This window comes from Niallia sp. CD-39 (genome assembly GCF_059874745.1).
In genome coordinates, this window is sequence record NZ_JCBCPS010000009.1 from 31,108 (window position 1) to 56,731 (window position 25,624).

At 37.3% G+C, this 25,624-nt stretch carries 30 protein-coding genes; 2 read left to right on the forward strand and 28 right to left on the reverse strand.

Translation table 11 applies throughout. The annotated features are described in order from the left end of the window. Positions 1 to 46: 46 nt before the first annotated feature. From fin to metG, 17 genes are all read right to left on the reverse strand, one after another. The gene (gene fin / locus AC6F34_RS15610; protein ID WP_500773800.1) at positions 47 to 277 is read right to left on the reverse strand and encodes an anti-sigma-F factor Fin; all 231 of its coding nucleotides are present in this window, start codon (positions 275 to 277) and stop codon (positions 47 to 49) included. 120 nt (positions 278 to 397) lie between these two features. Continuing rightward, on the reverse strand, positions 398 to 961 hold the full coding sequence (gene pth / locus AC6F34_RS15615) for an aminoacyl-tRNA hydrolase (RefSeq protein ID WP_500773802.1): 564 nt from the start codon (positions 959 to 961) through the stop codon (positions 398 to 400). 310 nt (positions 962 to 1,271) lie between these two features. Continuing rightward, positions 1,272 to 1,895: a 50S ribosomal protein L25/general stress protein Ctc gene (locus AC6F34_RS15620; RefSeq protein WP_500773804.1), complete on the reverse strand. Its 624-nt coding sequence runs from the start codon at positions 1,893 to 1,895 to the stop codon at positions 1,272 to 1,274. 290 nt (positions 1,896 to 2,185) lie between these two features. Continuing rightward, a complete protein-coding gene (locus AC6F34_RS15625) occupies positions 2,186 to 3,142 on the reverse strand; it encodes a ribose-phosphate diphosphokinase (protein ID WP_500773806.1) in 957 nt (318 codons plus the stop codon). An 18-nt stretch (positions 3,143 to 3,160) separates the two neighbouring features. Continuing rightward, positions 3,161 to 4,534 (reverse strand): bifunctional UDP-N-acetylglucosamine diphosphorylase/glucosamine-1-phosphate N-acetyltransferase GlmU, encoded by a 1,374-nt coding sequence (gene glmU, locus AC6F34_RS15630; protein ID WP_500773808.1) that lies wholly within the window; start codon positions 4,532 to 4,534, stop codon positions 3,161 to 3,163. A 229-nt stretch (positions 4,535 to 4,763) separates the two neighbouring features. Then, on the reverse strand, positions 4,764 to 5,054 hold the full coding sequence (gene spoVG / locus AC6F34_RS15635) for a septation regulator SpoVG (protein ID WP_500773810.1): 291 nt from the start codon (positions 5,052 to 5,054) through the stop codon (positions 4,764 to 4,766). Between the two features lie 333 nt (positions 5,055 to 5,387). After that, positions 5,388 to 5,762 carry a RidA family protein gene (locus AC6F34_RS15640; RefSeq protein WP_500773812.1) on the reverse strand — a complete coding sequence of 125 codons (375 nt, stop codon included), beginning with the start codon at positions 5,760 to 5,762 and terminating at the stop codon, positions 5,388 to 5,390. A gap of 14 nt (positions 5,763 to 5,776) precedes the next feature. Continuing rightward, the gene (gene purR, locus AC6F34_RS15645) at positions 5,777 to 6,601 is read right to left on the reverse strand and encodes a pur operon repressor (protein WP_500773814.1); all 825 of its coding nucleotides are present in this window, start codon (positions 6,599 to 6,601) and stop codon (positions 5,777 to 5,779) included. 65 nt (positions 6,602 to 6,666) lie between these two features. Then, positions 6,667 to 7,530 carry a 4-(cytidine 5'-diphospho)-2-C-methyl-D-erythritol kinase gene (gene ispE / locus AC6F34_RS15650; RefSeq protein ID WP_500773816.1) on the reverse strand — a complete coding sequence of 288 codons (864 nt, stop codon included), beginning with the start codon at positions 7,528 to 7,530 and terminating at the stop codon, positions 6,667 to 6,669. Between the two features lie 199 nt (positions 7,531 to 7,729). After that, on the reverse strand, positions 7,730 to 7,909 hold the full coding sequence (locus AC6F34_RS15655) for a protein sspF (protein WP_500773818.1): 180 nt from the start codon (positions 7,907 to 7,909) through the stop codon (positions 7,730 to 7,732). A 196-nt stretch (positions 7,910 to 8,105) separates the two neighbouring features. Next, positions 8,106 to 8,369 carry a biofilm formation stimulator Veg gene (gene veg / locus AC6F34_RS15660; RefSeq protein ID WP_500773820.1) on the reverse strand — a complete coding sequence of 88 codons (264 nt, stop codon included), beginning with the start codon at positions 8,367 to 8,369 and terminating at the stop codon, positions 8,106 to 8,108. Positions 8,370 to 8,666: 297 nt separating this feature from the next. Then, the gene (yabG, locus tag AC6F34_RS15665; RefSeq protein ID WP_500773852.1) at positions 8,667 to 9,539 is read right to left on the reverse strand and encodes a sporulation peptidase YabG; all 873 of its coding nucleotides are present in this window, start codon (positions 9,537 to 9,539) and stop codon (positions 8,667 to 8,669) included. Between the two features lie 206 nt (positions 9,540 to 9,745). Further along, positions 9,746 to 10,627 carry a 16S rRNA (adenine(1518)-N(6)/adenine(1519)-N(6))-dimethyltransferase RsmA gene (gene rsmA, locus AC6F34_RS15670; protein WP_500773822.1) on the reverse strand — a complete coding sequence of 294 codons (882 nt, stop codon included), beginning with the start codon at positions 10,625 to 10,627 and terminating at the stop codon, positions 9,746 to 9,748. Further along, positions 10,620 to 11,180: a ribonuclease M5 gene (gene rnmV, locus AC6F34_RS15675; RefSeq protein ID WP_500773824.1), complete on the reverse strand. Its 561-nt coding sequence runs from the start codon at positions 11,178 to 11,180 to the stop codon at positions 10,620 to 10,622. The genes rsmA and rnmV overlap by 8 nt, the downstream gene beginning before the upstream one ends. A 303-nt stretch (positions 11,181 to 11,483) precedes the next feature. Then, positions 11,484 to 12,677: a resuscitation-promoting factor gene (locus AC6F34_RS15680; protein WP_500773854.1), complete on the reverse strand. Its 1,194-nt coding sequence runs from the start codon at positions 12,675 to 12,677 to the stop codon at positions 11,484 to 11,486. A gap of 376 nt (positions 12,678 to 13,053) precedes the next feature. Beyond that, positions 13,054 to 13,821, reverse strand: a complete 768-nt coding sequence (locus AC6F34_RS15685) for a TatD family hydrolase (protein ID WP_500773826.1) — start codon at positions 13,819 to 13,821, stop codon at positions 13,054 to 13,056. Between the two features lie 315 nt (positions 13,822 to 14,136). Beyond that, positions 14,137 to 16,095 carry a methionine--tRNA ligase gene (metG, locus tag AC6F34_RS15690; RefSeq protein ID WP_500773828.1) on the reverse strand — a complete coding sequence of 653 codons (1,959 nt, stop codon included), beginning with the start codon at positions 16,093 to 16,095 and terminating at the stop codon, positions 14,137 to 14,139. Positions 16,096 to 16,562: 467 nt separating this feature from the next. Here metG and abrB point away from each other — a divergent pair, with 467 nt between their 5' ends. Then, entirely contained in the window at positions 16,563 to 16,844 is a 282-nt protein-coding gene (gene abrB / locus AC6F34_RS15695) for a transition state genes transcriptional regulator AbrB (protein WP_500773830.1), read from the forward strand. 194 nt (positions 16,845 to 17,038) lie between these two features. Here abrB and rsmI read toward each other — a convergent pair whose 3' ends face one another. The 10 genes from rsmI to AC6F34_RS15745 all read right to left on the reverse strand — a co-directional run bounded on the left by rsmI (position 17,039) and on the right by AC6F34_RS15745 (position 24,169). Next, positions 17,039 to 17,914, reverse strand: a complete 876-nt coding sequence (gene rsmI, locus AC6F34_RS15700) for a 16S rRNA (cytidine(1402)-2'-O)-methyltransferase (protein ID WP_500773832.1) — start codon at positions 17,912 to 17,914, stop codon at positions 17,039 to 17,041. An 11-nt stretch (positions 17,915 to 17,925) separates the two neighbouring features. Beyond that, entirely contained in the window at positions 17,926 to 18,177 is a 252-nt protein-coding gene (locus AC6F34_RS15705; RefSeq protein ID WP_500773834.1) for a GIY-YIG nuclease family protein, read from the reverse strand. After that, complete coding sequence (locus AC6F34_RS15710; protein ID WP_500773836.1) at positions 18,167 to 18,907, reverse strand: tRNA1(Val) (adenine(37)-N6)-methyltransferase; 741 nt, start codon at positions 18,905 to 18,907, stop codon at positions 18,167 to 18,169. The genes AC6F34_RS15705 and AC6F34_RS15710 overlap by 11 nt, the downstream gene beginning before the upstream one ends. Positions 18,908 to 18,962: 55 nt before the next feature. Beyond that, complete coding sequence (yabA, locus tag AC6F34_RS15715) at positions 18,963 to 19,331, reverse strand: DNA replication initiation control protein YabA (RefSeq protein ID WP_500773838.1); 369 nt, start codon at positions 19,329 to 19,331, stop codon at positions 18,963 to 18,965. Positions 19,332 to 19,344: 13 nt separating this feature from the next. Beyond that, on the reverse strand, positions 19,345 to 20,172 hold the full coding sequence (locus tag AC6F34_RS15720) for a PSP1 domain-containing protein (RefSeq protein ID WP_500773840.1): 828 nt from the start codon (positions 20,170 to 20,172) through the stop codon (positions 19,345 to 19,347). Further along, positions 20,165 to 21,172 (reverse strand): DNA polymerase III subunit delta', encoded by a 1,008-nt coding sequence (gene holB / locus AC6F34_RS15725; protein WP_500773856.1) that lies wholly within the window; start codon positions 21,170 to 21,172, stop codon positions 20,165 to 20,167. Before holB ends, AC6F34_RS15720 begins: the two co-directional genes overlap by 8 nt. A 25-nt stretch (positions 21,173 to 21,197) precedes the next feature. After that, positions 21,198 to 21,635, reverse strand: a complete 438-nt coding sequence (locus AC6F34_RS15730) for a YaaR family protein (RefSeq protein WP_500773842.1) — start codon at positions 21,633 to 21,635, stop codon at positions 21,198 to 21,200. A gap of 23 nt (positions 21,636 to 21,658) precedes the next feature. After that, positions 21,659 to 21,988, reverse strand: a complete 330-nt coding sequence (gene darA / locus AC6F34_RS15735) for a cyclic di-AMP receptor DarA (protein ID WP_500773844.1) — start codon at positions 21,986 to 21,988, stop codon at positions 21,659 to 21,661. Between the two features lie 92 nt (positions 21,989 to 22,080). After that, positions 22,081 to 22,716, reverse strand: coding sequence for a dTMP kinase (gene tmk, locus AC6F34_RS15740; RefSeq protein ID WP_500773846.1), 636 nt, complete (start codon positions 22,714 to 22,716; stop codon positions 22,081 to 22,083). 22 nt (positions 22,717 to 22,738) lie between these two features. Continuing rightward, complete coding sequence (locus AC6F34_RS15745; protein WP_500773848.1) at positions 22,739 to 24,169, reverse strand: aminotransferase class I/II-fold pyridoxal phosphate-dependent enzyme; 1,431 nt, start codon at positions 24,167 to 24,169, stop codon at positions 22,739 to 22,741. A gap of 202 nt (positions 24,170 to 24,371) precedes the next feature. Here AC6F34_RS15745 and AC6F34_RS15750 point away from each other — a divergent pair, with 202 nt between their 5' ends. Beyond that, on the forward strand, positions 24,372 to 24,593 hold the full coding sequence (locus tag AC6F34_RS15750; protein ID WP_500773858.1) for a sigma factor G inhibitor Gin: 222 nt from the start codon (positions 24,372 to 24,374) through the stop codon (positions 24,591 to 24,593). A gap of 46 nt (positions 24,594 to 24,639) precedes the next feature. Here the strand turns inward: AC6F34_RS15750 and AC6F34_RS15755 are convergent, their stop codons facing one another. Further along, positions 24,640 to 25,347, reverse strand: a complete 708-nt coding sequence (locus tag AC6F34_RS15755) for a Dph6-related ATP pyrophosphatase (RefSeq protein ID WP_500773850.1) — start codon at positions 25,345 to 25,347, stop codon at positions 24,640 to 24,642. Between the last annotated feature and the right edge of the window lie 277 nt (positions 25,348 to 25,624).

A 25,624-nucleotide genomic window follows, 5' to 3' on the forward strand; every position in this document is an offset into this window, starting at 1 on the left:
ATTTGAAAAACAGAAAAATGCCTTGGACTTAGCTTCCAAAGCTTGTTTAATGGATAAAGAAATCTTGTTCATAGAGAGTCGGATTTTTACGAAAAGATTCATGGCAATCTTCACAAATGGATTTGACTTGCATGTCTCCTTCTTGATTATAATAAATCATTTCTTGTCGCTCCTCGTCATTCAGTTGATGAAACCCAAGGCGCTCAGCATGAACAATTCGTTCTTCGATTGATCCAATCTTAATTCCACAATGGCGACACTGATAATGAATGGCCATTAAACACCCCTCCAATCACAACTTACATTTAGTATGAACAATTGGTGGGGATGTTATGCATAACAAGCGGATCATTCAATCAAAGGTTATACTATCCTATGTATAATCTAAAGACTTCATTCAACCTTGATTATAAACATTCATTACTTGAAGAAAAGGCTTCTCAACCCATTCCTCACAAGCTAGAACACAGGATTTAATTACCGGCTGTAGTTCACTCTGTTCATCTTTTGTGAACTTCCCTAAAACATAATCTGGTACTGCCATTCCTGCAGGTGGGCGATCTATGCCCACGCGAATACGATTGAACGATTGTGTACCTAAATGTGCAATTGTTGACTTAATGCCATTATGACCTCCTGCACTCCCTTTTTGACGCAAGCGAATTTTCCCGACTGGCAAGTCTAGATCATCATAAATAACTGTGACCTCTTCAGGTTCAATTTCATAATAATCCATCACTGCACGGATAGATTCTCCAGATAAATTCATATATGTAAGTGGCTTAAGAAGGATCAGCTTTTCTCCATTTACAGTACCTCTGCCTAATACACCTTTAAATTTACCTTGATCCAGAGAAATATTTAAATGGTTTGCCAATGCCTCAACAATGACAAAACCTATATTATGTCTTGTTTGTTCATATTGCTTGCCAGGATTCCCTAGACCGACAATCAACTTCATTACTTTCACCTCATTTTAAACGGCAACAAAGACCTTCTACACCTTTTATTGTAGCATTATATGTTTCATGAAGAAAAGTACAGAGAGTGAATGTTATGTATTATCATATTTCAGCAACACTAAATATGAAAAGTGCCACAAGCACCAATACATGGATTTTCTCCCTTTTTTAGATACTTCTTCTTTAAGAAAAGAATATCTTCAATTTCCCCTGCTTGTAAGTTACCTCTTATAATTTCATGACACTTTGTTATCTTTTCACTAAAGAAGGTTGAACCTTTTGGTCCAACCTCCTTCTCAAACCTTCTACTTATTCTTCTTCAACAGATCCTTCTTCGTCAACAGGACCTTCTCCTTGCTTTTCTCCACTATCAATGTCTTCCTCTTGTTTAGGTGGTAAGATTGTGACGAGAACTTCTTCATCCTCATGGTTAATTGTGAAATGATTAGATGATTTTAAATCACCAATAGTAATTGTTTCATTCACTGCTAGGTTTGATACATTTACATCTATATTTTGTGGAATATGATCCGGAGTTGCGGTAACAGACACTTCATGTAGTATTTGTTGCAACACACCGCCCTCCTTTACTCCTTCAGCGTCACCAGTAATCGTTAATTTCACATCTGCTGTGATTTCCTTTTTCATATCTACGGCAAATAAGTCAACATGTACGAGATCGTTTTTTATTGGGTCCATTTGATAATCGGTTAGCATAACTTCCATTTTATTTCCTTCAATGTCTACTGAAAAGACACCATTTCGTCCTACTTGCTTAATGACTTTTAAGAAATCACCCTCATTAATATGGATCGATTGATTCTCTAAATGATAACCATATAGAACTCCAGGTACTTGTCCCTCATTACGTAAGTGTGTCAATGTTGAGCCTTTAAATTCTTTTCTCACCTTTGCTTCTAATACTGTTGTCATCATTTACCCCACCTTTAACGATTTTATTTACATAATATAGCGTTTCCCTAAATCGAAAGGCTTTAAACATTTTACGTTCCATCTTAACGAGCTCAAGGTGAATGAGATTCTTTGGGAATCAACGTTCCTAGGAAGTAAATGGGAAACGACCTTCCAAAGATTAACCGATCATGAAACTCTTATCGAATCATCCTCATAAATATTCATAGATAAATAAATTCCATATACAAAAAAACTGTGCGAAGGAATACGAATTCCTACACACAGCTTGTTAAAAATCACTTTTATCATTAATCGAATAGCACACTGACTGACTGTTCTTCATGTACACGAATGATTGCTTCGCCAATTAAGGTTGCTACAGAAAGCTCCACAATCTTGTCTGATTTTTTATCTTCAGATAGAGCGATAGAATTCGTTACAACCAACTCTTTAATCTTAGAGTTTTCAATGCGTTCAATTGCTGGTCCAGAAAGAACTGGATGTGTACAGCATGCATACACTTCAGCCGCCCCGTTTTCTACTAGTGCGTTTGCTGCTAGTGTGATTGTTCCTGCTGTATCGATAATGTCGTCAATTAAAATGGCAATCTTCCCATCAATGTTACCAACAATATTCATTACTTCAGATACATTTGGTCTTGGACGTCGTTTATCAATAATTGCAATTGGTGCCTTTAATTGATCTGCCATTTTACGCGCTCTAGTAACGCCACCGTGATCAGGAGAGACAATAACAATGTCACCATCCAGCTCTTTCTTTTTAAAGTAATCCGCTAAAATAGGCACACCCATTAAATGGTCAATTGGGATATCAAAGAAGCCTTGAATTTGTGGAGCATGTAGATCCAAAGTAATTACGCGAGTTGCACCTGCTGTTTCTAATAGATTAGCAACTAATTTTGCAGTGATTGGTTCACGTGCTCTTGCCTTACGGTCTTGACGCGCATAACCGTAGTATGGCATGACAATATTGATTGTTTTTGCTGATGCGCGTTTTAAAGCATCGATCATAATCAATAATTCCATTAAGTGCTCGTTAACTGGTCCGCTAGTAGATTGAATGACATAAACATCGCAGCCACGAATACTTTCTTCAATATTGATTTGAATTTCACCATCACTAAAACGTGTTACTGAGCATTTTCCTAACTCAACACCGATAAATTTGGCAATTTCTGTTGCTACATCACGGTTTGAATTTAAGCTAAAAACTTTTAAATTTGGATCTAAATACTGATTAGACATGTTGGGTTTTGCCTCCATTTATTTCTTTGTTTTTAATTTTTTCGCGTAATCTTCTTTATTAACCTGTCTTGCACGTGCAATAGACAATGCGGAACTAGGTACATCTTCAGTAATTGTTGATCCTGCTGCAACATATGCACCATTCCCAATCGTTACCGGGGCTACTAAGTTTGAATTACAGCCGATGAATACATCGTCTTCAATCTTTGTTAAATGCTTATTTTGCCCATCGTAATTCACAGTGATCGAACCACAGCCAATGTTCACATTGGTTCCAACTTCTGCATCTCCGATGTAGCTTAAATGGGACGCCTTGCTTCCATGACCAAAGACAGACTTCTTCACTTCTACGAAGTTTCCAATTTTCACTTCATCATGAATCGATGATTTCGGACGAATATGAGCAAATGGTCCAATATTCACCTTTGATCCAATTTCGCTATCATGGGCAACGGATTGACGAATGACTGTACCATCTGCAATTGTGCAGCTATTGATCTCCGTCGATGGACCAATGATACAATCGGTTCCAATTTTGGTTTCCCCTAGAATTGTTGTACCAGGGTAGATTACGGTATCCTGCCCAATTTCAACATCTGCACCAATGTACGTATTCGTTGGATCAATAATCGTGACACCATTTCTCATATGTCCTTCATTTATACGTTCCTTGAAGGTCTGCTCTGCTTGTGATAAAGCCACACGGTCATTGATTCCTAGTGTTTCTTCAAAAGAATCTGTTTGATAAGCAGCAACAACTTCACCTTTGTTCTTTAGTATTTCGATAACATCCGGTAAATAATACTCCCCTTGAGCATTTTCATTTGTTACTTCACCCAACACCTTAAATAGCATTTGGTTATCAAAACAGTACGTACCCGTATTGATTTCTTTAATCGTTCTTTCCTCATCAGACGCATCCTTATGCTCAACGATCCGTTCTACTACACCAGTCTCACCACGAACTACACGGCCGTATCCTGTAGGGTCATCAGCATGCGCAGTTAAGATTGTCGCTTTTGCTCCTAATTTCTCATGGTGGGCAAATAATGCTTCCATTGTTTCTGTAGTGATTAGCGGGGTGTCTCCACAAATCACTAATGTTGTCCCTTCCTCATTAGCCAATTTAGGAGTTGCCTGCATAACTGCATGAGCCGTTCCAAGCTGCTCTTCCTGTAATGCATAAAGGCTTCTATCACCAAGTTGAGACTTCACCATATCGGCACCATGACCGATAATTGTTACGATTTCTTTCACACCAAGCTTTTCTACATGGTCAACAACATGTTGAACCATCGGTTTTCCACCTACAGGGTGCAGCACTTTATAAAGTTTAGACTTCATTCTAGTGCCCTGACCTGCAGCTAAAATAACCGCGAACCGTTTCGTCATCGCTAGGCCTCCAATTTCACCTTTTTATCCATTAAAAATATATCTTAAATGGGGGGTGATTTCAAGAAATCTAGTGAAAGTACATATTTTTAACAATGAATATTTATGCTTTATGGATACTTAATATAAGAATTAACAGGATATGTGACTTAATTGGGGATTCTTTAGGAGCGATATTTAAACAATAAGAAAGAGCCTTACTTTGTAGTAGGCCCCTCGTTGACTATTTTTAGGAAGCTCCAGCTTCTTCAAATTCTACTTCTAATTCACCTAAGCGGTGGTATTCAGCTAATACCGCATCTTGGATTTTTCCACGCGTACCAGAATTAATTGGATGTGCGATGTCTCTAAATTCTCCATCCGGTGTACGCTTACTTGGCATTGCTACGAATAAACCGTTGTTCCCATCAATCACACGTATATCATGAACAACAAATTCATGATCTAATGTAATCGATGCAATCGCTCTCATTCGTCCATCCGTATTGACGCGGCGTAATCTTACGTCAGTCACTTCCATCATGTTCACCACCTTTGTTTAGAAGATATAACCCTGTGTATGAACAATTCCACATCGGAGACAGAATTCCTCCTTTTACTTTAAAAATTTTTGAATAATTTGGACATAATGGGACTTTTCCCTTCAACATCTACTACTCTTGAAATTTTAAACGATTTTTTCAATCCAACAAAAAAACACTCGTAAGTTATTTTACGAGTGCGAGAATGTAGACATGGTCGTTTAATTCCGAGTTTATATTAAAGTTTTTAATAACTTAAAGAACTTTTAGAATGCATTAAAAAACTTGTGATACTAAGCGTGCAGTCATGTAAATAACAAGTCAATCGTTAATTATTTCACGAGTGCAATGACTTCAATTTCGACTAGTGCGTCTTTCGGAAGTTTAGCTACTTCGACACAAGAACGGGCTGGCTTATGTGTATGAAAATACTCTCCATAAACCTCATTAATCAAGCCAAAGTCGCCCATGTTTTGGATGAAAACAGTTGCCTTCACAACAGTGTCTAACGATGCTCCTGCTTCCTTCAATACCGCTTGCAAATTCTTAAATACTTGATGCGTTTGAACTTTAACATCACCCTCAACCATTGCACCATCTTTAGTTAATGGAATTTGTCCTGAACTATAAAAAAGATTATTTACAATCATTCCTTGAGAATATGGTCCAATTGCTGAAGGTGCTTCTATTGTGCTTACAACTTTCATTTTCATCCCCCCGACTATTCTTCATTTCTAAAATAATTGCCTTCACTAACCGTAATCGTCTTTTCTTTTACATCGACATCTGATAAACGGATCAAAGATAAATATTCATCAACTAACCGCTCTTCAGCTTTCTCTGCTTCGACTAAGACTGCAATTCCAACAAGAGTAGCTTTAAATTCTTCTAGCATACTGACCATGCCGTTAACCGTACCGCCAGCTTTCATGAAATCATCGACGATTAATACACGGGAACCTTCTGCTAAACTACGTTTTGCTAGTACCATTGTTTGAATGCGTTTTGCAGATCCTGATACGTAATTGATGCTGACAGTTGATCCTTCCGTAACCTTGCTATCTCTTCGTGCAATCACGACTGGAACATTCAAATAATCAGCAACAGCATAAGCTAGTGCAATCCCTTTTGTTGCCACTGTCATTACTACATCAACTTTTTTGTTTGCAAACACTGCTGCAAATAGACGTCCGACCTTCTTAACGATCCTAGGATCACCTAGTATATCAGTCATATATAAATAGCCACCAGGCAACAAGCGGTCTGGACTTGCTATTTGCTCACATAACTCTGAAATAAAGGTCAATGCATCCTCTTCTTTAATGCTCGCCTGATATTTTACGCCACCTGCAGCTCCAGGTACAGTTTGCAATGTACCAATGCCCCGCGTTTCAAACGTTTCTTTTATAATCGCTAAATCTTCGCTAATGGAGGATTTAGCCGATCCGTATCGATCAGCAAAAAACGTCAAGGATACCAATTCTTGAGGATGATCTAATAAAAAATTGGTCATATCTATTAAACGTTCGCTACGGCGAAATTTCATTATTGGACCCCCAATACTAAATCCGAATATTTTACCGTAAATATATCATTAATATACGGATTTAATCAAGTGTTGCGTTCACCTAATATTCGTACGGCAAATACTTGATCACAAAAGCCTCTTAAACCATTGTAAATTCGATGCATACGTGAATCATGATGTGCTAGTCCAAATACTGTGGGACCACTGCCACTCATTAATACGGCGTCTGCACCGAAACGTTTCATTTGCTCCTTTATTTGAGCAACTTCAGGATACATTTGCAATGTGACCGATTCTAATACATTGCCCATTGAACCACATACCCCTTCATAATCGTCTTCACGAATCGATTTCATCATTTTTTCGGTATTCGGATGTTCAACCTTCTGAACATCTAATCGACGATAAACATCCGCTGTTGATACTCCAATGAATGGCTTCGCTAAAATAACCCAGCATGTTGGCGGAGCTGGAAGCTGCTTAATGATTTCTCCTCTCCCAGTGGCCAATGCCGTACCACCATATACACAGAATGATACATCTGAGCCAATTTCCGCCCCTAACACTGCTAATTCGTCTAATGTTAGACCAAGCTCCCATAGCTCATTTAAGCCTCGTAAAGCCGCTGCTGCGTCGCTGCTTCCTCCAGCTAAGCCTGCTGCGACCGGAATGACCTTCTCAATCGCAATTGAAGCCCCTTGCTTTACTTGAAAGCGCTCTTTAAGAAGCATTGCAGCTTGATACGCCAGGTTCCGATGGTCGTCTGGCACAAATCGATTATGTGAGATAATTTTAATTTCATCCGTTTCAAGCTTAGTAATTTCAAGACGATCGGCTAAGTCAATAGTCGTCATGATCATTTCAACTTCATGAAAACCATCTTCTCTTTTATACAACACGTCTAAAGATAAGTTGATTTTAGCCGGTGCCTTCACTAAAAGTTTCAACATTTCCACCTACTTTATATAGTCACGCCCATGTATTCATGTTAAAAATGAATCCTTTATTCGTCGTTTTTTGTCCTATTTTACCACAAAACGAAAAGGATAAGACGTAATTACAGATGAATCATTCATACAAATTGTCCTATTGAAGTTGAAATGGCTTAAAAACAGTCGAAGCTGATGGCCCCGACTGTTCGTAAGATCATGAATTTTCTCGTTCCATTTGCGTATAAGCTTGTAAGATAGCTTGCTTCACAACGTTTCCAGCATCTCTTGACTTTATTTCTCCCCAACCATTGGCAAGAATTGAGCCATAAATGCCTGTTTCCTTCGCCAATTCCACTTTGAGCTCTTGAGACATCATACCACTCTTTCTCCTCATTGTAACCTCCTCACATCCGTCTTAAGCTTATTATGGATGTTTAGGTACCTTTTCATGAAGAAAAGCGTTTGGCGGCCCTTCTATCGGCAACAAGTAAAGCAAATGAATGAAATAAAGAATCAGATCATCCGTTTATTCTGCTCATACAAAAAGCAGCAAACCATTGTTCGCTGCCCTAATGAAGTATACATTTATGTTAGCTTAAAGCAACCTGTCCTGATGAGTCTTCATAGAAGGTTATTTGAACCGTTTCTGTTAAAACATCCGCATAGCTGTATGATACCCGTTCAAATGCATTTTCCTCTTGGTCTAATTCAATAACGAACACAGAAGGATACGTTTCAGCAAGAACACCTGAACGTTCAATCGTTTTTCTACGACCGCCATTTGCTTTGAGCAAGAGTCTTTTCCCAAGATTCGAATCAAGAGCCTTTTTAATATCCGATAATGTCTTTGCCATTCGGTCCACCTCACTATGTAAAGTATATCACACTGACACAAAATAGTCAAACAAAAATATAAATTATAACAGTATCTCAAAATAATTGTCAATATATTTTTCACTACATTTTCTACCATTGTTCAACAATATTTAGTATGTCCTAGATTTTAAGGGTATATGTACACAAATATGGAAAGTTTAAATACGTATTGATAGACCTGTTTTTTCACTATTATCAAACGTTGTTGAAATATGTCGAAATGTAACTACATAAAAAGAAGCGGGTGAGTAATCGTCCGCTTCATCAATATATAATTATTGGTTAAGTCTATTTTGTTCATATCGATAAGGCATGCCCGTACGCAGAACACCTCTTGTATCGATTCCACCAATTCCTTTGGCACCGGTCAATGTATTTCGTAGAACATCCCAAACATTTACTCTTTCCATAAAAGATGTATAGCTGATCTTCGCTACTATATAGACAGGGTCAAGAGCATGGATATTCACTCGAGACGGAGAGCTAGCATAATTTGCTCCTGCATGAATCAATGACTCAAAATGGGATTGACATGCACCGGCAAAGATAATTAATTGATCTAAATGCGGTACCCGTCTTCGAGCCTCACTAACTGTCTGTACAAAATGTTTCGAATGCCTATATGCGTTTATATCGGATTTTTTTCCTTTAGTTTTAGAATAGGCATCATGACCAGTAATCACTAATATATCAGGACGGTAATAATCGAGTAACTTACCAATCTTGAGATGCATTTCTTTTTCATTGCAGTGTACTCCTGTCACTGGCACCCCAATTCTTTCATAAAGACTTATACATTTATTTAAATAATTTGCATCTCCGTCTAAATGCAACACTTTTCCGGGCATTTGAAAGTAGTTGATTTCTGTAGCGTACCCTTCACTTGCTTCATATTCTTGCTTTTGCTTTAATAATTCTACATCCTGTCTAAACAAATGAAAGGATTGCTCCTCAAGCGACCTATACTCATCTTCAATCTTCTTCCTGCTTGACTGATCCATAAGAATCAGATCATCGTATGGTGCATCCGCAATCAGACGAACATCCTCTCCGTAAAGGACTGCTATTCTCTCCCCATTCTCTTCTTTGAAATCAATTACTTTAAAGATGATATCGCAATGGTAAGAAACCCTCCCGACAAAATCCATTTTCTTGATCGTCAATGTTGTCACTCCAAACCCAGCGTTCCTGTCGTTAATATCTGTAGATGAACGATAATTCTTTTTAGTAAACAGACCCATTGTAACGTTATAAAATATGCGACAACTCCATAACATGTGCTTCTACACGATAAGATGGAAATCCCATATAAAAAGGCATCAGTTTGAGACAACTGATGCCTTTTTATAACCTGCTATTTCTTTATCACTTCAAGGAGCTCATCGCTTAATTTACCGTATTCTTCAATGGAAAGCGTTTCTCCTCTCCTAGTCGGTTCAATAGCGGATGCTTCCAATGCTTCAATAATCATCGCTTTTTTCTCTTTTCCATTTGGAAGTTGACTCGTTAAGTTATTTAAAATCGTCTTTCTTCTTTGTGCGAAGCTTGCTCTAATCACTTGGAAGAAAAACGCTTCATCCTTGACAGCCACTTTAGGCTTCTCTCTTTTCGTTAAACGGATGACTGCAGAATCAACATTCGGTTGTGGAATAAAGACAGTTTTAGGTACCACCATAACTGTCTCAGCGTGTGTATAGTATTGAATAGCTATTGATAATGAGCCATAATCCTTCGTGCCTGGCTTAGCTGAAATACGGTCTGCAACCTCTTTTTGAAGCATACAAACGATGCCTCTAATAGGAAGTTGCTCCTCAAGAAGCTTCATAATAATCGGAGTCGTTACGTAATAAGGTAAGTTCGCCACAACCATAATATCTTCAATGCCATCAAACTCCTGTTTCATAGTTCCAAGCACATCCGCTTTTAGAACATCCTGATGGATTACTTTTGTATTAGGATATGGAGATAGCGTTTCTTCTAAAATCGGCAATAACCTTTGATCAATTTCGAATGCGACTACCTTCTTACTCCGCCTCGCTAGTTGTTCAGTAAGTGCACCAATCCCAGGCCCAATCTCAATCGCACCTGAGCGCTCTGTTAACTCAGCATGATCGACGATGCGATTTAATATATTCGTATCAATTAAAAAGTTTTGCCCTAAGCTCTTTTTAAAAGAGAACCCAAACTTCTCAAGAATTTCTCTCGTTCTTATCGGTGTTGCTATATCTTTATTCATGATGATCCTCCTGTTCCATCTGCTCCACAGCGGCTACAAAATCATCCATTGAGACATGGAACATTTTCAAACGCTTATGCAGCTGCTTTCCATTTGCATAGCCTATACTAAGAATTCTCCCTAACCTTTCTCTTCTTTCCTTAGAATCAGGGAATCCTATCAACTTTGCATCAATTAACACATCTTTTGAAATTTGCTCCTCAAATTCATCTATTGCCATATGAGCATGCTTTAATGCATCACGAATCACGTCTGGAGATGCGTGCTCCACACCAATCCCCTTCCCGTTTTTTTTCAGCGCTAATTTTCGATCAATAAATGCATGTTTGCATTCAGGAACATGGATTGTTATCGTGTTTCTAATTTTTTGACCAGGAAAATCAGGGTCTGTTAACACAATAATACCCCTTGCTTTTTGAGCTAACTTAATTTTTTCAATCGTTTCCATATTGATAGCTGAACCGTTGGTCTCAATTGTGTCGGCATCCACTGCACGCTTAATCGCTACCGTGTCATCTTTTCCTTCAACAACAATGATTTCTTTTATTCTCATAATTCCTCCGATAAACTCGTACAGCATTATTGGATCTAAACATTTCTTCATTCTAAAATTAGGATTGGTACACCCAATAACATATAAGAAATTTTATTTTAATTTTTGATAAAAAAATGAAACATTTCTGTAATCTTAAACGTCTAATTAGTAACAAAACAAAATATACATGAACTATATTATATACGAAAAAAATTCAAGAAGAAAACCTAATTCCATTAGAAAAGCAGAGAGCCCATCTAAGCCCTCTGCATCATGATTAGAATATATAAAACCCTTTTAAAAGATAAACTCAATCAAGATTTAATTTAGAATTCTAATTTTAACTGATTTTCTGCCCCATCGATACGCATCTGACTTGTTGGCAAAGAATACATCAATCTTATTCCCTTTAATTGCAGAACCAGTGTCAGAAGCGATAGCATACCCGTATCCTTCAACATACACTTTTGTGCCCAATGGAATGACACTAGGATCAACTGCGATAACTTTCGCATTTGGGTTCGCTTTTAAATTGAATCCTGTTGATGTAATGCCTGAACAGCCATTACAGTTTGCTGTATAGGCAGTTGATGTTACATAGATCTCACGGCCACCAGACGGAGCAGATTCGCCACGAGAAGCTGTCTGTGCCACTTGTACGGACTTAGTCCCAACAGCTACTACCTTATCTTGTTTTTCACGTACAACTTTTTCGTTCAGAAGTTTACGAGAGATTTCTTTCCCATTCTCTTTAACGACTTCGAACTCTTTGGATACAAGTCCCTCTTTTCCTGCAGTTACAACTTTTTCAGCACCGCGGTTAAGGTTTGCATCTTTTTTCGTTACAACAGCAAAGCGAATTGGCTCTTCCACTACATCGGTGACTTTTTCAATTCGAATGACCTTTACTACATCATTTTCTTTGATTGTTTCATCCATACCTGGTTCAACTCGGTCTAATTCTGATAGTTCGACTTCTTGATGTGTTAAAAAGTCAGCGACCGTAGTCGAAGTTGACCAAACCTGCTTTTCCTCTCCACCTTCATTCAAGGTTAAAGAAAATGCTTTTTGAATATGAATATCCATGTTACTCGCTGTTTCTGTTTCAAGTGCTGGTTCGACTACATCATATTCATTAAGCTGAATATCATGCTCTTCCAATACTTCTTTCACTGTAGCTGCTACTGTCCATACAGCTGTTTGCTCAGTGCCATTCACTATGTTTACCTGCTGTGCAGGAGTCCATACAACCTTCATTTCGTCCTGGATCTCTGTATCCACCTTTGGTTGGACATGATCCTCTTGACGTAATGTAATTCCAAGTTCATTAAGTAATTCTTGAATATTCGAGGCATGAGTCTTTACAACACGCTCTTCCCCGTCCATCGAAACCGTTACCGTATTCTTCGTAATCTCATATGTTATAAATCCAACTGCTGCAATCAAAACTATTAAACTTGCAGAAAAAACGGCCAGTTTCTTTTTACTCAAAGACTTGGATAATAGGTTTTTCATGTTTTTAATCACGATGAAAAACGCCTCCTTTTCTCTCGGAGTGATTATATAGACAATCTTTCCATCTGTCAACTCCTCAATTTTTCAGTCTTTATTACAAAAAATGGACCATTCTCGTTTCATTCAGTTTATCTCCTCTTCTCTCATACACCTCCTAGATGTTAAAAAAGGCAGTCGATAATTCCTCTTAAACTACTGAAGATCCTGCTTGGAAAAGGTCACTCTCAAACATATTTCCTATTATGCAAAAAAAAAATTAGAAAAGAAAGAGAGAGTTATCGACATGGTTATCCTATGAACGAAAGAAGTTGTGTAGAACTTTTTAGAAAAAATAAAGATTTGGACATACTGTGCAACTTATCGACAGCATCCCCTGTCAAGAAATGCCGAATAATTTTTTCGCATTTGCTGTTGTTTTTCTTGCTACCTCTTCAATTGTTGTCTCTTTAAGCTTTGCAATCTCTTCTGCCACTAATTTTACATAGCTTGGCTCGTTACGTTTTCCACGATAAGGATGCGGAGCTAAATAAGGACAATCAGTTTCAATTAACAATCGATCCAATGGAATCTGCTCAGCAACTTCCTTAGGTTTTTTTGCATTTTTGAACGTTACTGGTCCGCCTAATGAAATATAAAAATTCATCTCAACACATTGTTTTGCTGTTTCTGGACTACCACTAAAGCAATGCATGATCCCTCCTACCTCATGTGCTTCTTCTTCTCGAAGAATCTCCACAATATCTGATGTCGCATCACGGTTATGAATGACAATCGGCAACTTAACTTTTCTTGCCAAGCGAATCTGCTTACGAAAGACCTCTTTTTGTACTTCTTTTGGAGACTTGTCCCAATAATAATCTAAGCCCATCTCTCCGATCGCAACAACTTTTGGATGCGAGGATAGCTCTTCAATCCACTCAAGGTCTTGATCAGTCATATCGATTGCATCGACTGGATGCCAACCAACGGCTGCATACATAAACTCAAATTTTTCAACAAGCTCCATCGCCCTTTCAATTGTTGGGCGATCAAAACCAACAACAACCATATTTTCTACACCGGTTGAAATTGCTCGTTCTATTACTTCTTCAATATCCTCTTTAAATTGATCTGCATTTAAATGCACATGTGTATCAAATAACATGACAAAGACTCCTTATAATTCGTATTGATTACTAATATTAAAATTACTTTACAATTTAAATTATTTTCTTGAAATAACGATTTACTAGACTTGTTTTTTGTAAATCACAATAATGATTTAGCATCATCAACAAACATTACACATCGAATAATATTTAAAAATAATCTCATTTTGTTCTAAAATTTGAAATTTAAGGATTTTACCAATTGTAGCATTACGTTTGGTTTAGAAAATGCGAATATGTGATGATATGATAAAAAACATAGAAATGAACTTCATAATTGAAGCATTTCTATGTTTTTATAAGGAAAGAACTTACTTAACTCGGGAACCTAAAGGCAAGGCTTCAGCAATAGTAGCCAAGGACAATTCACCATCATCACTTCCTGCTAAGATCATTCCTTCTGATAACTCACCTCTGAGCTTAACTGGTTTTAGGTTTGTGACACAAATTACTTTTCGGCCAACTAATTCCTCTGGTTTGTAAAATTTCGCGATCCCAGAAACAACTTGTCGCTTTTCATATCCTAAATCTAATTGAAGCTTTAATAGCTTGTCTGCTTTTTTCACTGGCTCGCATTCTAAAACTTGAGCAACTCGCAAATCTACCTTCATAAAGTCATCAATCGTAATTTCTTCTGAATCTGGTTTTTCAATCGCTGGTTTTTTCGCTTCTTCCGCTTTTGTGCCACCTTGCATTTTTTCTTTAATGAACTCAACCTCTTCAGCTAAATCAAGTCTTGGGAAAATTGGTTCTCCCTTCAACACTTTCGCCCCACCTAAAAGCTGACCAAAGCCATCTAAGCTATCCCAGGAAGTAAGCTTTTCACTTTCAATATTCAATTGAGCAAAAATCGCATCAGGTGTTCTTGTTAAAAATGGTTTTAATAATACTGCAATTCGGCGTAATGATTCTGCTAGGTGGTACATCACTGTCCCCAATTGTTCTTTTTTCGCTTCGTCTTTTGCGAGCACCCATGGCTGTGATTCATCGATGTATTTATTCGTTCTACTCACAAGCTGCCAAATACTCGTTAATGCAACAGAAAACTCCATGTTTTCCATTGCCTCTTCATATTTTTCAACAGTTTCTTTATTCACATTAACTAGTGCTTGCTCAAACTCACCATTAGAGCCTGTGTATGCTGGAATTTCTCCATCAAAATACTTTTGAATCATCGCAACTGTCCGATTTAATAAGTTTCCTAAATCATTCGCTAAGTCAAAATTGATGCGCTCAACAAAGCCCTCAGGAGTAAATACTCCATCCGCTCCAAAAGGAACTTCTCTTAATAAGTAATAACGCAGTGAATCTAGACCATAACGATCAATTAATGTAACAGGGTCCACGACATTACCTTTTGACTTCGACATCTTGCCATCTTTCATTAATAACCAGCCGTGAGCAAACACTTTCTTTGGCAATGGAAGATCTAATGCCATTAACATAATAGGCCAGTAAATCGTATGGAAACGAACAATCTCTTTCCCTACTAAATGAACATCAGCTGGCCAGTAATTTACATACTTTCGATCATCATCGCTTCCATATCCTAATGCTGTAATATAGTTTGATAAAGCATCAATCCAAACATACACTACATGCTTAGGGTTCTCTGGAACCTTAATTCCCCAATCAAATGTTGTTCGAGACACAGCCAAATCTTCTAAACCTGGCTTTATGAAATTGTTAACCATCTCATTCTTTCGAGATTCCGGCTGGATGAATGATGGGTTTTCCTCATAGTATTTCAATAGCCGATCTGCATATTTACTTACTTTGAAGAAATATGATTCTTCCTTAACTCTATGTACAGGACGACCACAATCGGGACAATTTCCATCATTTAATTGAGTTTCAGTATAATACGATTCACAAGGTGTGCAATACCAACCTTCATATTCACCAAGGTAAATATCACCTTGTTCTACAAGCTGTGTGAAGATTTTCTCAACAACTGTCTTATGACGGTCTTCCGTCGTACGAATAAAATCATCATATGATATATCAAGCTTTTTCCAAAGATCTTGAATGCCAGCCACAATTTCATCTACATAGTTTTGTGGACTTACACCTTTTTCTTCAGCTTTTTCTTGGATTTTTTGACCATGTTCATCTGTTCCTGTTAAATACATTACATCATAACCGCGCATTCTTTTATAACGTGCCATTGCATCACCAGCAACTGTCGTGTATGCATGTCCGATATGTAAATTCCCACTTGGGTAATAAATCGGTGTAGTTAAATAGAAAGTTTTTAATTTTTCTTTCATTATAATATCTCCCTCCCATAGTACGATCGCTATCCTTTTGTTTCTTCTATTATCCTCATTATAAGAGGATTTGTCACTCTTCTAAAGCGATGGAACAACTATTGTTTTAAGTATTTGAAAAACCCGCCTAAGAGACGAGTTTTTTATACATGTTTATATACGTCAGCTTAACCTCTTCTATCATCAAAATATACATAAAAAGAAGAATTTGTGCAAGGTATCCATCATTTGATCTTGTAGATAAATGTCGAATAAACCATTATGAAATTAGTACTATTTATTGTATTTTTTCCCTATAAGATCCTAGAAACCCTTTGGATTCAACGTAGTAGTAATTTCCAAAAAAAATTAGTTGAATGTAATTGACGAATATGGCAATCGCTGGTATTATAAAACTTAAGAATTATGTCGAATAATGACGAATTCATATAAATAGAGATAAAGAAATCGAGAGGAGAAGATTTATAATGAAATCTACAGGTATTGTACGTAAAGTTGATGAACTAGGTCGTGTAGTTATTCCTATTGAATTACGACGCACTCTAGGTATCGCGGAAAAAGATGCATTAGAAATTTATGTTGATGAGGAAAAAATCATCTTAAAGAAATACAAGCCAAACATGACTTGTCAAGTTACTGGTGAAGTTTCTGATGACAACCTACAGTTAGCTGGTGGAAAATTAATTCTTAGCCGCGAAGGTGCTGAGCAATTAATTAACGAAATCCAAAGCAACTTTCAAATGAAATAATAAACGATATTAAACCTTCATCTGCGGATGAAGGTTTTTAGAATATAGACAAAGTCGATTTTCGACTTTGTCTATATTTTTTTATGAAATCTTTACTAACAGGTGAAACTCTCAAAATACCTTGAAAAATTACGCATGTTGTCAAGTTAAAAACCACATAGAAAAGCCTTAATCATCAATGTAGATTTTCTAATTTATTCAACATGATATGCCCGATACACTTCTTTTTTCATTACAGAACGGTCGACAGCAGTTTGTTTAATTGCATCTTTTGAAGAGAAGCTCTTTTCTTCAATATAATAATTTACATGCTCGACTATGCTCAATTGCTCCCACCAAGCTTCTTCAGTTTCTTCCTCTTCTAGTTTGGAACCTTCTACAATTAAACAGAATTCTCCTCGTACTTCTGATTGATTTGCCCATTCAATCGCTTCCTGTATCGTTCCTCTTATAAATTCTTCGTATTTCTTCGTTAATTCTCTACATAAGACAATGCGGCGACTTCCCAATTGCTGCTCCATTTGAACTAATGTTTCCTTTAGTCGATGTGGAGCTTCATAAAAAACCATTGTCGCTTGAATTCGCCTTAACTCGTCAAGTTCAACTCTCTTCTCTTTCTTTTGCCTTGAGAGAAAGCCGTAAAAGTAAAACGGTTGTGTTGTGATACCCGATGCTATGAGCGCAGTTAATGCAGCATTTGCACCCGGAAGTGGCACTACAGTCAACTGAGCCTCTATGCATTTGACGACAAGTTCATATCCAGGATCCGAAATTGTTGGCATTCCTGCATCACTCACTAATGCCACCTTGCTTCCATTTCGAATTCGTTCAACAAGTTTATCTCCACTTGATTCCTTATTATGCTCATGATAACTAATTAGTGGTGTATCAATTTCATAATAAGAACAAAGCTTCTTTGTGTTTCGTGTATCTTCGGCTGCAATAACATCTGCTTCCTTTAATAAGCGAACCGCTCTAAAGCTCATGTCTTCTAAATTTCCGATAGGGGTTGGAATTAAATATAATATCCCTTTTTCATCTTCCATATGGAAACTCTTTTGTTGATGCATCCTTTATCCCCCTATTTTTTTATATATTGTAGCTTTTGACTTCTAGTAAGCTGTTTAAATGCATATTCAGCTTGCATTGCTTCGGTTTTGGTCGTAAATACTTCGAAAAACAGTAACTGCACTGGGCAGCGCGCTCTTGTATACTTTGCCCCTTTTCCTTCATTATGCATTCTTATTCTCTTGTTCAAATGATTCGTATAACCAGCATATAGACTGCGATCGCTACATGTCAAAACATAGAAGAAATGCAGTTTATTTTCCATATAACATCTCTCGTACAACCGGAGTATATTCATCCTCATTCGTGTACACGATTATTGGCGGAAGGATTTTTAAATCTGGCTTTCCATTTTTTATTGCTTCAATTAGCAGTGTATTCGCTTCTTTTCCTACCATTGGATGAACAAACTGAATTCGCTTCGGTTCTAACTGATACGCGCGCATCACCGTTATAATTTCTGATAGGCGATTAGGTCGATGAACAAAGGCAACCTTTCCACCTTGCTTTACCAATTTGCTCGCCGCCTTCACTGCATCTTCTAATGTACATGTAATCTCATGACGAGCGATGGCTAAATGCTCATTGATGTTTTTTTCACTTGTTGGTGGTGTTTGAAAATAAGGCGGATTGCAGGTTACGACATCATACTTCCCGTAGCCAAGCTGCGTCGGCATTTCCTTTATGTCTCCATGAATCATATGCAAGCGGTCTTCTAATCCATTATAAGCAATGCTTCTCTTCGCCATATCAAAAAGGCGGTCCTGAATTTCAACTCCGGTAATGTTTCCTTTTGTCCGTCTGCTTAAAAAAAGTGGAATCACACCATTTCCACTACATAAGTCGATTAATTTCCCTCTTTGAATCGGTACATATACAAATCTTGATAGCAAAACTGCATCAAGAGAAAATGAAAAAACCGATGGGCTTTGAATGATACGTAAATTTTCAGCCAAAAGATGATCGAGGCGTTCATCCCCTTTTAATAATTCCATTTTCTTTCCTCCAAAACTCTTAGAAAATAGCCTCCCATTTTGGAAGGCTATGCATTTATTTTTTATTTAGGAAGGATAAACAAAAGAGGCAATCGCCTTCTTTTCTAGGGCTACCAAAGTGAAGATTGCAAATATGAAAACCTTCTTGATAAAGGCGCGCAAGGTTATCATACCCTTCACCAATATCTAATTGTTTTACCTCTTGTTTTGATTCCTGTTTTGATTTTGTATGTTTGTGTACATCAGAATCACGATCATCTGTTAGTTGTAAATGTTTACGTAAATGATCGTTCTCAAGCTTTAATGAATTGTTCTCTTCAAGAATTTCGGCTAAATGCTGCTTCAATTCCCCTAGTTGTGTATACAATTGCCCAATTTGTTCTTCCATATTGATGACTGAATCAAATAATTCTTTTTTATCCATGCATTCCACCTCATCACTCTGTGGATTGAGCTGACACAGTCCCATGTTGATTAAGCTCTTCTAACGTAAATTCAAGGACTCTTTCTTGCTCCTTTACATCGACTTGCAAAATTCGTTCTAAAATATTTAACCCTACGACTTTCCCAGCGCCTTCAGGAGTTGTAACCCACTCACCGACATCTGGTAATTGTTCTTTTGCAGACTCATATTCGTCGTTTTCGTACTTTAAGCAGCACATTAGGCGACCACAAAGTCCAGAAATTTTCGTTGGGTTTAATGATAGATTTTGATCCTTTGCCATTTTAATCGATACAGGGTCAAAGTCGCCAAGGAACGTAGAACAACAAAGCATACGTCCGCACGGCCCAATACCGCCAAGCATTTTTGCTTCATCACGCACACCAATTTGTCGAAGCTCAATTCTTGTCCTAAAAATAGCTGCTAAATCTTTTACAAGCTCACGAAAATCAATTCTTCCATCTGCTGTAAAGTAAAAGATCACTTTATTACGATCAAATGTATATTCAACATCGACTAGCTTCATATCTAGTTGATGTGTAATGACTTTTTCACAGCAAACCTCATACGCTTCCTTTGCTGCAAGTTTGTTTTCTTCTACGATCAAATGATCCTTTTGATCGGCAATTCGTAGAACCTTTTTTAACGGAAGTACGACATCATGCTCATCCACTTGCTTTGGGCCGATTACAACTTTTCCGTATTCAACACCACGAACTGTCTCTACAATTACAAAATCGTCTTTTTGTATTTGCAAATCGCCGGGATCAAAGTAATAGATTTTGCCCGCTTTTTTAAAGCGTACCCCTGCTACATTATACAACTGAAGATCCCTCCTGCATTTTCAGTACAAGCTGTTCCATTAATAGCTGTGGATTCATATTCGCATGCAATTTTCTCTTTGCCTCAAGGACAGCAGCCATTTGATTGGTTAATTGCTGTCCCGAAATATGTAAAGCAAACTGTTCAAGCTGCTGCTTTTCATATCGAAAGACAATTTGACTCTCTTTGCCGAGCTGAAGTTGTGAGATATCACGGATAAAGAGAAGCATTAAATCCAATCCTCTATCCATCTGATCCTTCTCTTTAAAATGGTGCATCCAATGCTCTTGCAAAGAAACCATTGCTTCAAGTGCATGCTTCCTATGTGCTTCATATAATTTTACCACTATTTTTCTTGCTTGTACAAACCAATCATCATGACTCAGCTGGATTGCTTCCTCAATATTATTTGTCATATGTGAAAGCAATGGTGCGAGCGCGGGGTCTATTCCTTGTGCTATTAACCTTTCGATCAAAAACTTTGGTTGAATTGGCTTAAAAGAAATAATTTGGCAACGTGAAACAATTGTTGGTAAAATTTGTTGAACCTGCTCTGTAAGCAACAAAGCAATCGTACCCTTATTCGGCTCTTCTAGAAATTTCAATAGACTATTTGCCGCATTATTTGTCATTTTATCTGCATGCTCAATGATATAGAGCTTACGCTTTGACTCTACAGCTGCTTTAGAAAACTCCTGCTGCAGGGAATGGATTTGATGCTTCTTAATTGATAGCCCTTCAGGTCCAATAATATGGACATCTGGATGATTGCCATTCGATATTCTTCTACAATTTGCGCATGTTTCACATGGAACATATTCATCAATTGCTTGTAAACAAAAGAGACTCTTTGCTAGTACAAGGCCAACATCCTTCTTACCAGTACCTCTCATCCCTTCAAGCAAATAGGCATGGGCAAGGCGATCTCTCTTTATGCTATTTAAGAACATTTTCATAACTGTTGGTTGAATCGCTTCTAATTGCTCCCATGTGCTTGTCAACTTCATCACTCACTTACCTTTTTACTTACATATATAAATTAATTAGAAGTCCTTTTATTTCGCCAATCTTGCCTAATATATCAATTGACTTCTCTTCCTTCTTCATAATCATTTCTGTAATTTCCATCAGCTCTTGATCAACCTGTTCAACGATCTTTAATGATCGACCTTGTCCAAACTGATCCCAGCTATGGGACTGTTTAATGTCCATCCCATAATCGACTGCTTCTTTCACAAAGCGCTTCACAAGTGATTTGTATTTTGCTAAATCTCTAAAATGACGGGACCTTACCAATCTCTCTCCAGCAAGATCAATGTCCTTCATAATCGCTTGCATTTGTGTAAACTGCATTTTTTGCCCTTGCTTTTGTACAATTTCATTAAATCTTGCACCACCAGCATTTGGTTGCTTTTGCTGATGAACATTATCCAATTTAACACGAACATCTTGATTGATTTTCATTGTCTACCCCCGAAAGTAGTTCCTTAAAATTGTTCGAAATTTTCTATTGGCAAGACGAATACGGTTGCTCCACCTACTTCGACTTCAACTGGATATGGAATATAGGAATCCGCATTCCCTCCCATTGGTGAAACAGGTGCAACAAGCTGCTCACGAGACTGACAATTATCTTTTATAATCTTCAACGCTTCATCTACTCGAGTATCGTCGGTACCAATCATGAATGTCGTATTACCAGACTTCAAAAAGCCACCTGTACTTGCTAGTTTAGTCGATCTAAAATTATTTTTTACTAATGCATTCATTAAACGATTGCTATCTTGATCCTGAATAACAGCTAAAATCAATTTCATTTTCCATACCCCCTTATAAATTCGTCAAAAGCGGTGCTTAATACAACTATTATATCAATTATTTATGTCTCAAAAACGGATTTTATCCATTTTTAATCCTTTTTTAAGGCAGTCTTGACCACAGATTCGGCTGCTTTAAAAACAGCTTCAACCGCTTGATCGGCATTGATGACTTTGATTCTTTCCGGAAATTGTTCAATTAATAGCTCGTAGCCCTCTTTAACTTTCTTATGAAAATCTAGTTCTTCAAGATCTAAACGGTTAACTTCACGTTCTTTATGCTGATTGATTCTTTGCAATCCGATCTCAGGATTTATGTCAAAATACAATGTTAACTCAGGCATCATATCCTGAATTGCGAACTTGTTTATGGAAAAGACGGCATCAATTCCTAGCCCTCTAGCATATCCTTGATAAGCTAATGAGCTATCAATAAATCGATCACATAAAATAATGTACCCTTTTTCTATTGCTGGCAAAACGACTTCAGCTAAATGCTGTCTTCTTGCTGCCGCATATAGTAGTGCTTCCGTTCTAGGATCCATCTTCGTATTTTCTTTATCTAAAATCACTCTTCTGATCTGTTCTGCAATATCAATTCCACCTGGTTCTCTCGTGCTTAATACTTGATAGCCTTCTCGCCTTAGCTGTTCTGCTAACATTGAGATGATAGTCGTTTTTCCAGCCCCATCAGGACCTTCAATTGTGATAAATATTCCTTTGTTCATGATACCCTCCAGATGGTTCAATTCATTTTTCATAGACTGATATAAGACGTTTATTTAAGGATGTGCTCGATTGAAACCTCGCCCCTCCAGCTAATAAGCTCATCATTGACTCTATTTCTCTATCCATTATTTTTTCCCCTGCATATAAAAGCGGGATCCCTGGTGGATAAGGGACGATATTCTCTGCACATATAAATCCTTGTGATTGCGTAATTGGTACCCTTTTTATCGGTAGCATAGAAGGATTGTAGAAAGGAGCTTCCGGTTCAGATATCTTCCTCACTGGCTCAAGAATTGTAGCGAATTGTTTATCGATTTCTTGTTCTTCCTTAGCCACTTTTTTTATCTTAGCATAAGCTGTTGCTAAATCATCCTCCATGCCATTTTTTAACAAAGGCATAACAAGTAGCACATTATATAAATCAGCTAGTTCTGTGTAAACTCCGACTTCCTCTAGTCTTTTTTGCAATTCAAACCCTGTTCTATTTGTTTGGGAGCGAATTGTTATTTTTAATGGATCGACATTATCGTCATTCAACAGCCGAATCCCATAAGTATTTGATAATTGGTTGCGAAACCACTTCAATCGTTCTAGCATATAGCGTTCATCTTCCAATTGATAAGTTGATATATAGTGCCTTGCTAAATCCAATGATGCCATAATCGGATAAGATGGACTACTTGATTGTAACATGGATAAATAATATTGAATTTTCATTTGTGCTACACGGTTGCTGTTTATATGTAAAAATGCCCCCATTGTTAATGCAGGCAATGTTTTATGCGCCGATTGGACGATTACATCGGCACCTAATTCAATTGCTGATTTTGGGAATCGCTTACTTCCCTTAAAATGAGCACCATGTGCTTCATCAACTAATACAACGATACCATGTTGGTGTGCAAGTTCGATCATACTTTCTAAATGATCTACCTGCAATCCATAATAGTTTGGATGCGTCACAATCAATGCCTTCACTGAAGGATATTGCTTAATTGCTTCTATTAGTGTGTTATTATGGATTCCTACTGCAACCTGCCACTCCTCGTTAAACTCAGGGTGTAAAAAAACTACTTTTGCCTTTGCCAACTTTAAGCCATTAAGAATTGATTTATGGCAATTTCGCTGCACGAGTACTGTTTCACCAGCTTCAACAGTTGCCAATATCATAGCTAAGTTACCTACAGTTGATCCATTCACTAAAAAGAAGCTTTCTTTAACTTCATAATAAGAGGACAACAAATTCTGCGCCTGAAGGATAACTCCTTCTGGAGAATGTAAATCATCCAAATCTGCCACTTCTGTAGCATCAATTTTCATTACATCACGAAGGTAACGATCCCCCCTATTTAATAAATGTCCAAATTTATGACCTGGAACATGGAAAGAATACACCTTCTGATTGATATGTGTTTGTAGCTTTGTATATAAAGGCATTGCATTTTGATTCATTTTCTACTCCTAATACTTACGACTCCACTTATTTTATCAAACATTGAATGAAATATAACAATATAAGCCAAAATAAAATTCTTTGGATAGACATACACCTATTAATGCCTTTTGTCATACGATAATGAAGGAAGGAAAAACATAATGGGTTGAATTTTCATAAAATTGTATACAAATAAACGCAATAGGCTAAGCTATGATTATGGAGGTGACTATATTGAATCCGTTAGTAGTACCGCATATTGCAAATGAAACCTGTATCGTCTGTGAAACAAGAAAAGCGATTGGCATTCATTTATACACATCATTTATTTGTTTCGACTGCGAACAAGACATGATTTCAACAGATACAAGCGATCCAAAATATAAATATTACTTACATCAATTAAGAAAAGCAAATGGTTCTTTAAAGAAAAACTTATAATACTTTCCTTTATTTAAAGAGCGCTGAGGGCTCTTTTTTGTTATGTTCATTTGAAATCTGCATGCCAGTATGTAAACGTCTTTCTTTCCCCATTGCTCAAATTAATTTCTTTGCGAATAAAAAGAGGCAATGCTAACTCAGGTAAAACTGATATGGTAAACATTCCTCCTCCATAACAAAAGCTATGATATTCCCCATACTCTCCGCATACATCGATACTTTTAGGAAGACCACGTATTAACTTTTCATCAATCCTTTTTCCTATATACGATTCATCTAATACATCTGCCATTGTTGTCACTATGATTGCTTGTAGCCCTGAGCCTAAAAACTTCTCCATTACTTGTTCTGAAGTTAATCCCCATAATGGTTCAATTATGCTAATTCCGAACGGTTTAAACTGCTTTTCACGATACGTTTTTGCATTTGAAACTGTCAGATCACCAAATATGAAACAATTAATCCCCTCTTCATTCAACTCCTTAATAACTGCCACCATCGCATCCATGTAATCCCGCAATTCCTTCTCTTCTTCTAATTCTACAACGAGTAGTGGAATACCAATGCTTTTTGCTTGTGCTTCTAATAGATGTATAGGAATATGATGCACAGTCGATTGAAGATTTTCTTTATATACTGTGGTTAATAAGTATAAAACTTCAACCTCATTACTCTGTAAAACATTAAATAAAGCTAATGCTGAATCCTTGCCTCCACTCCAGTGAAAAACAGCTTTCTTTCTTTGTTGGTTCATTAGCTTCACTCCTATTTAAATTAGTATTGATTCTAGTTTATAGAATATCTGCCTTATTTTAAATAGGTGGTCCTCTTACTTATTAATCATTACTCTTCCTGATCACTTGTCTCTTGAACATTCGGCGGATGTTTTTCTTATAAAGACCAAGACATAACAAAAAAAGCACCTATCAGGTACTTTCTTTTTTTGCCCGCTGGCGTCCTACTCTCACAAGGGGCGCCCCTAACTACCATCGGCACGCTATTTTCGGGCGCCGATAAACGGCGGATCTCTT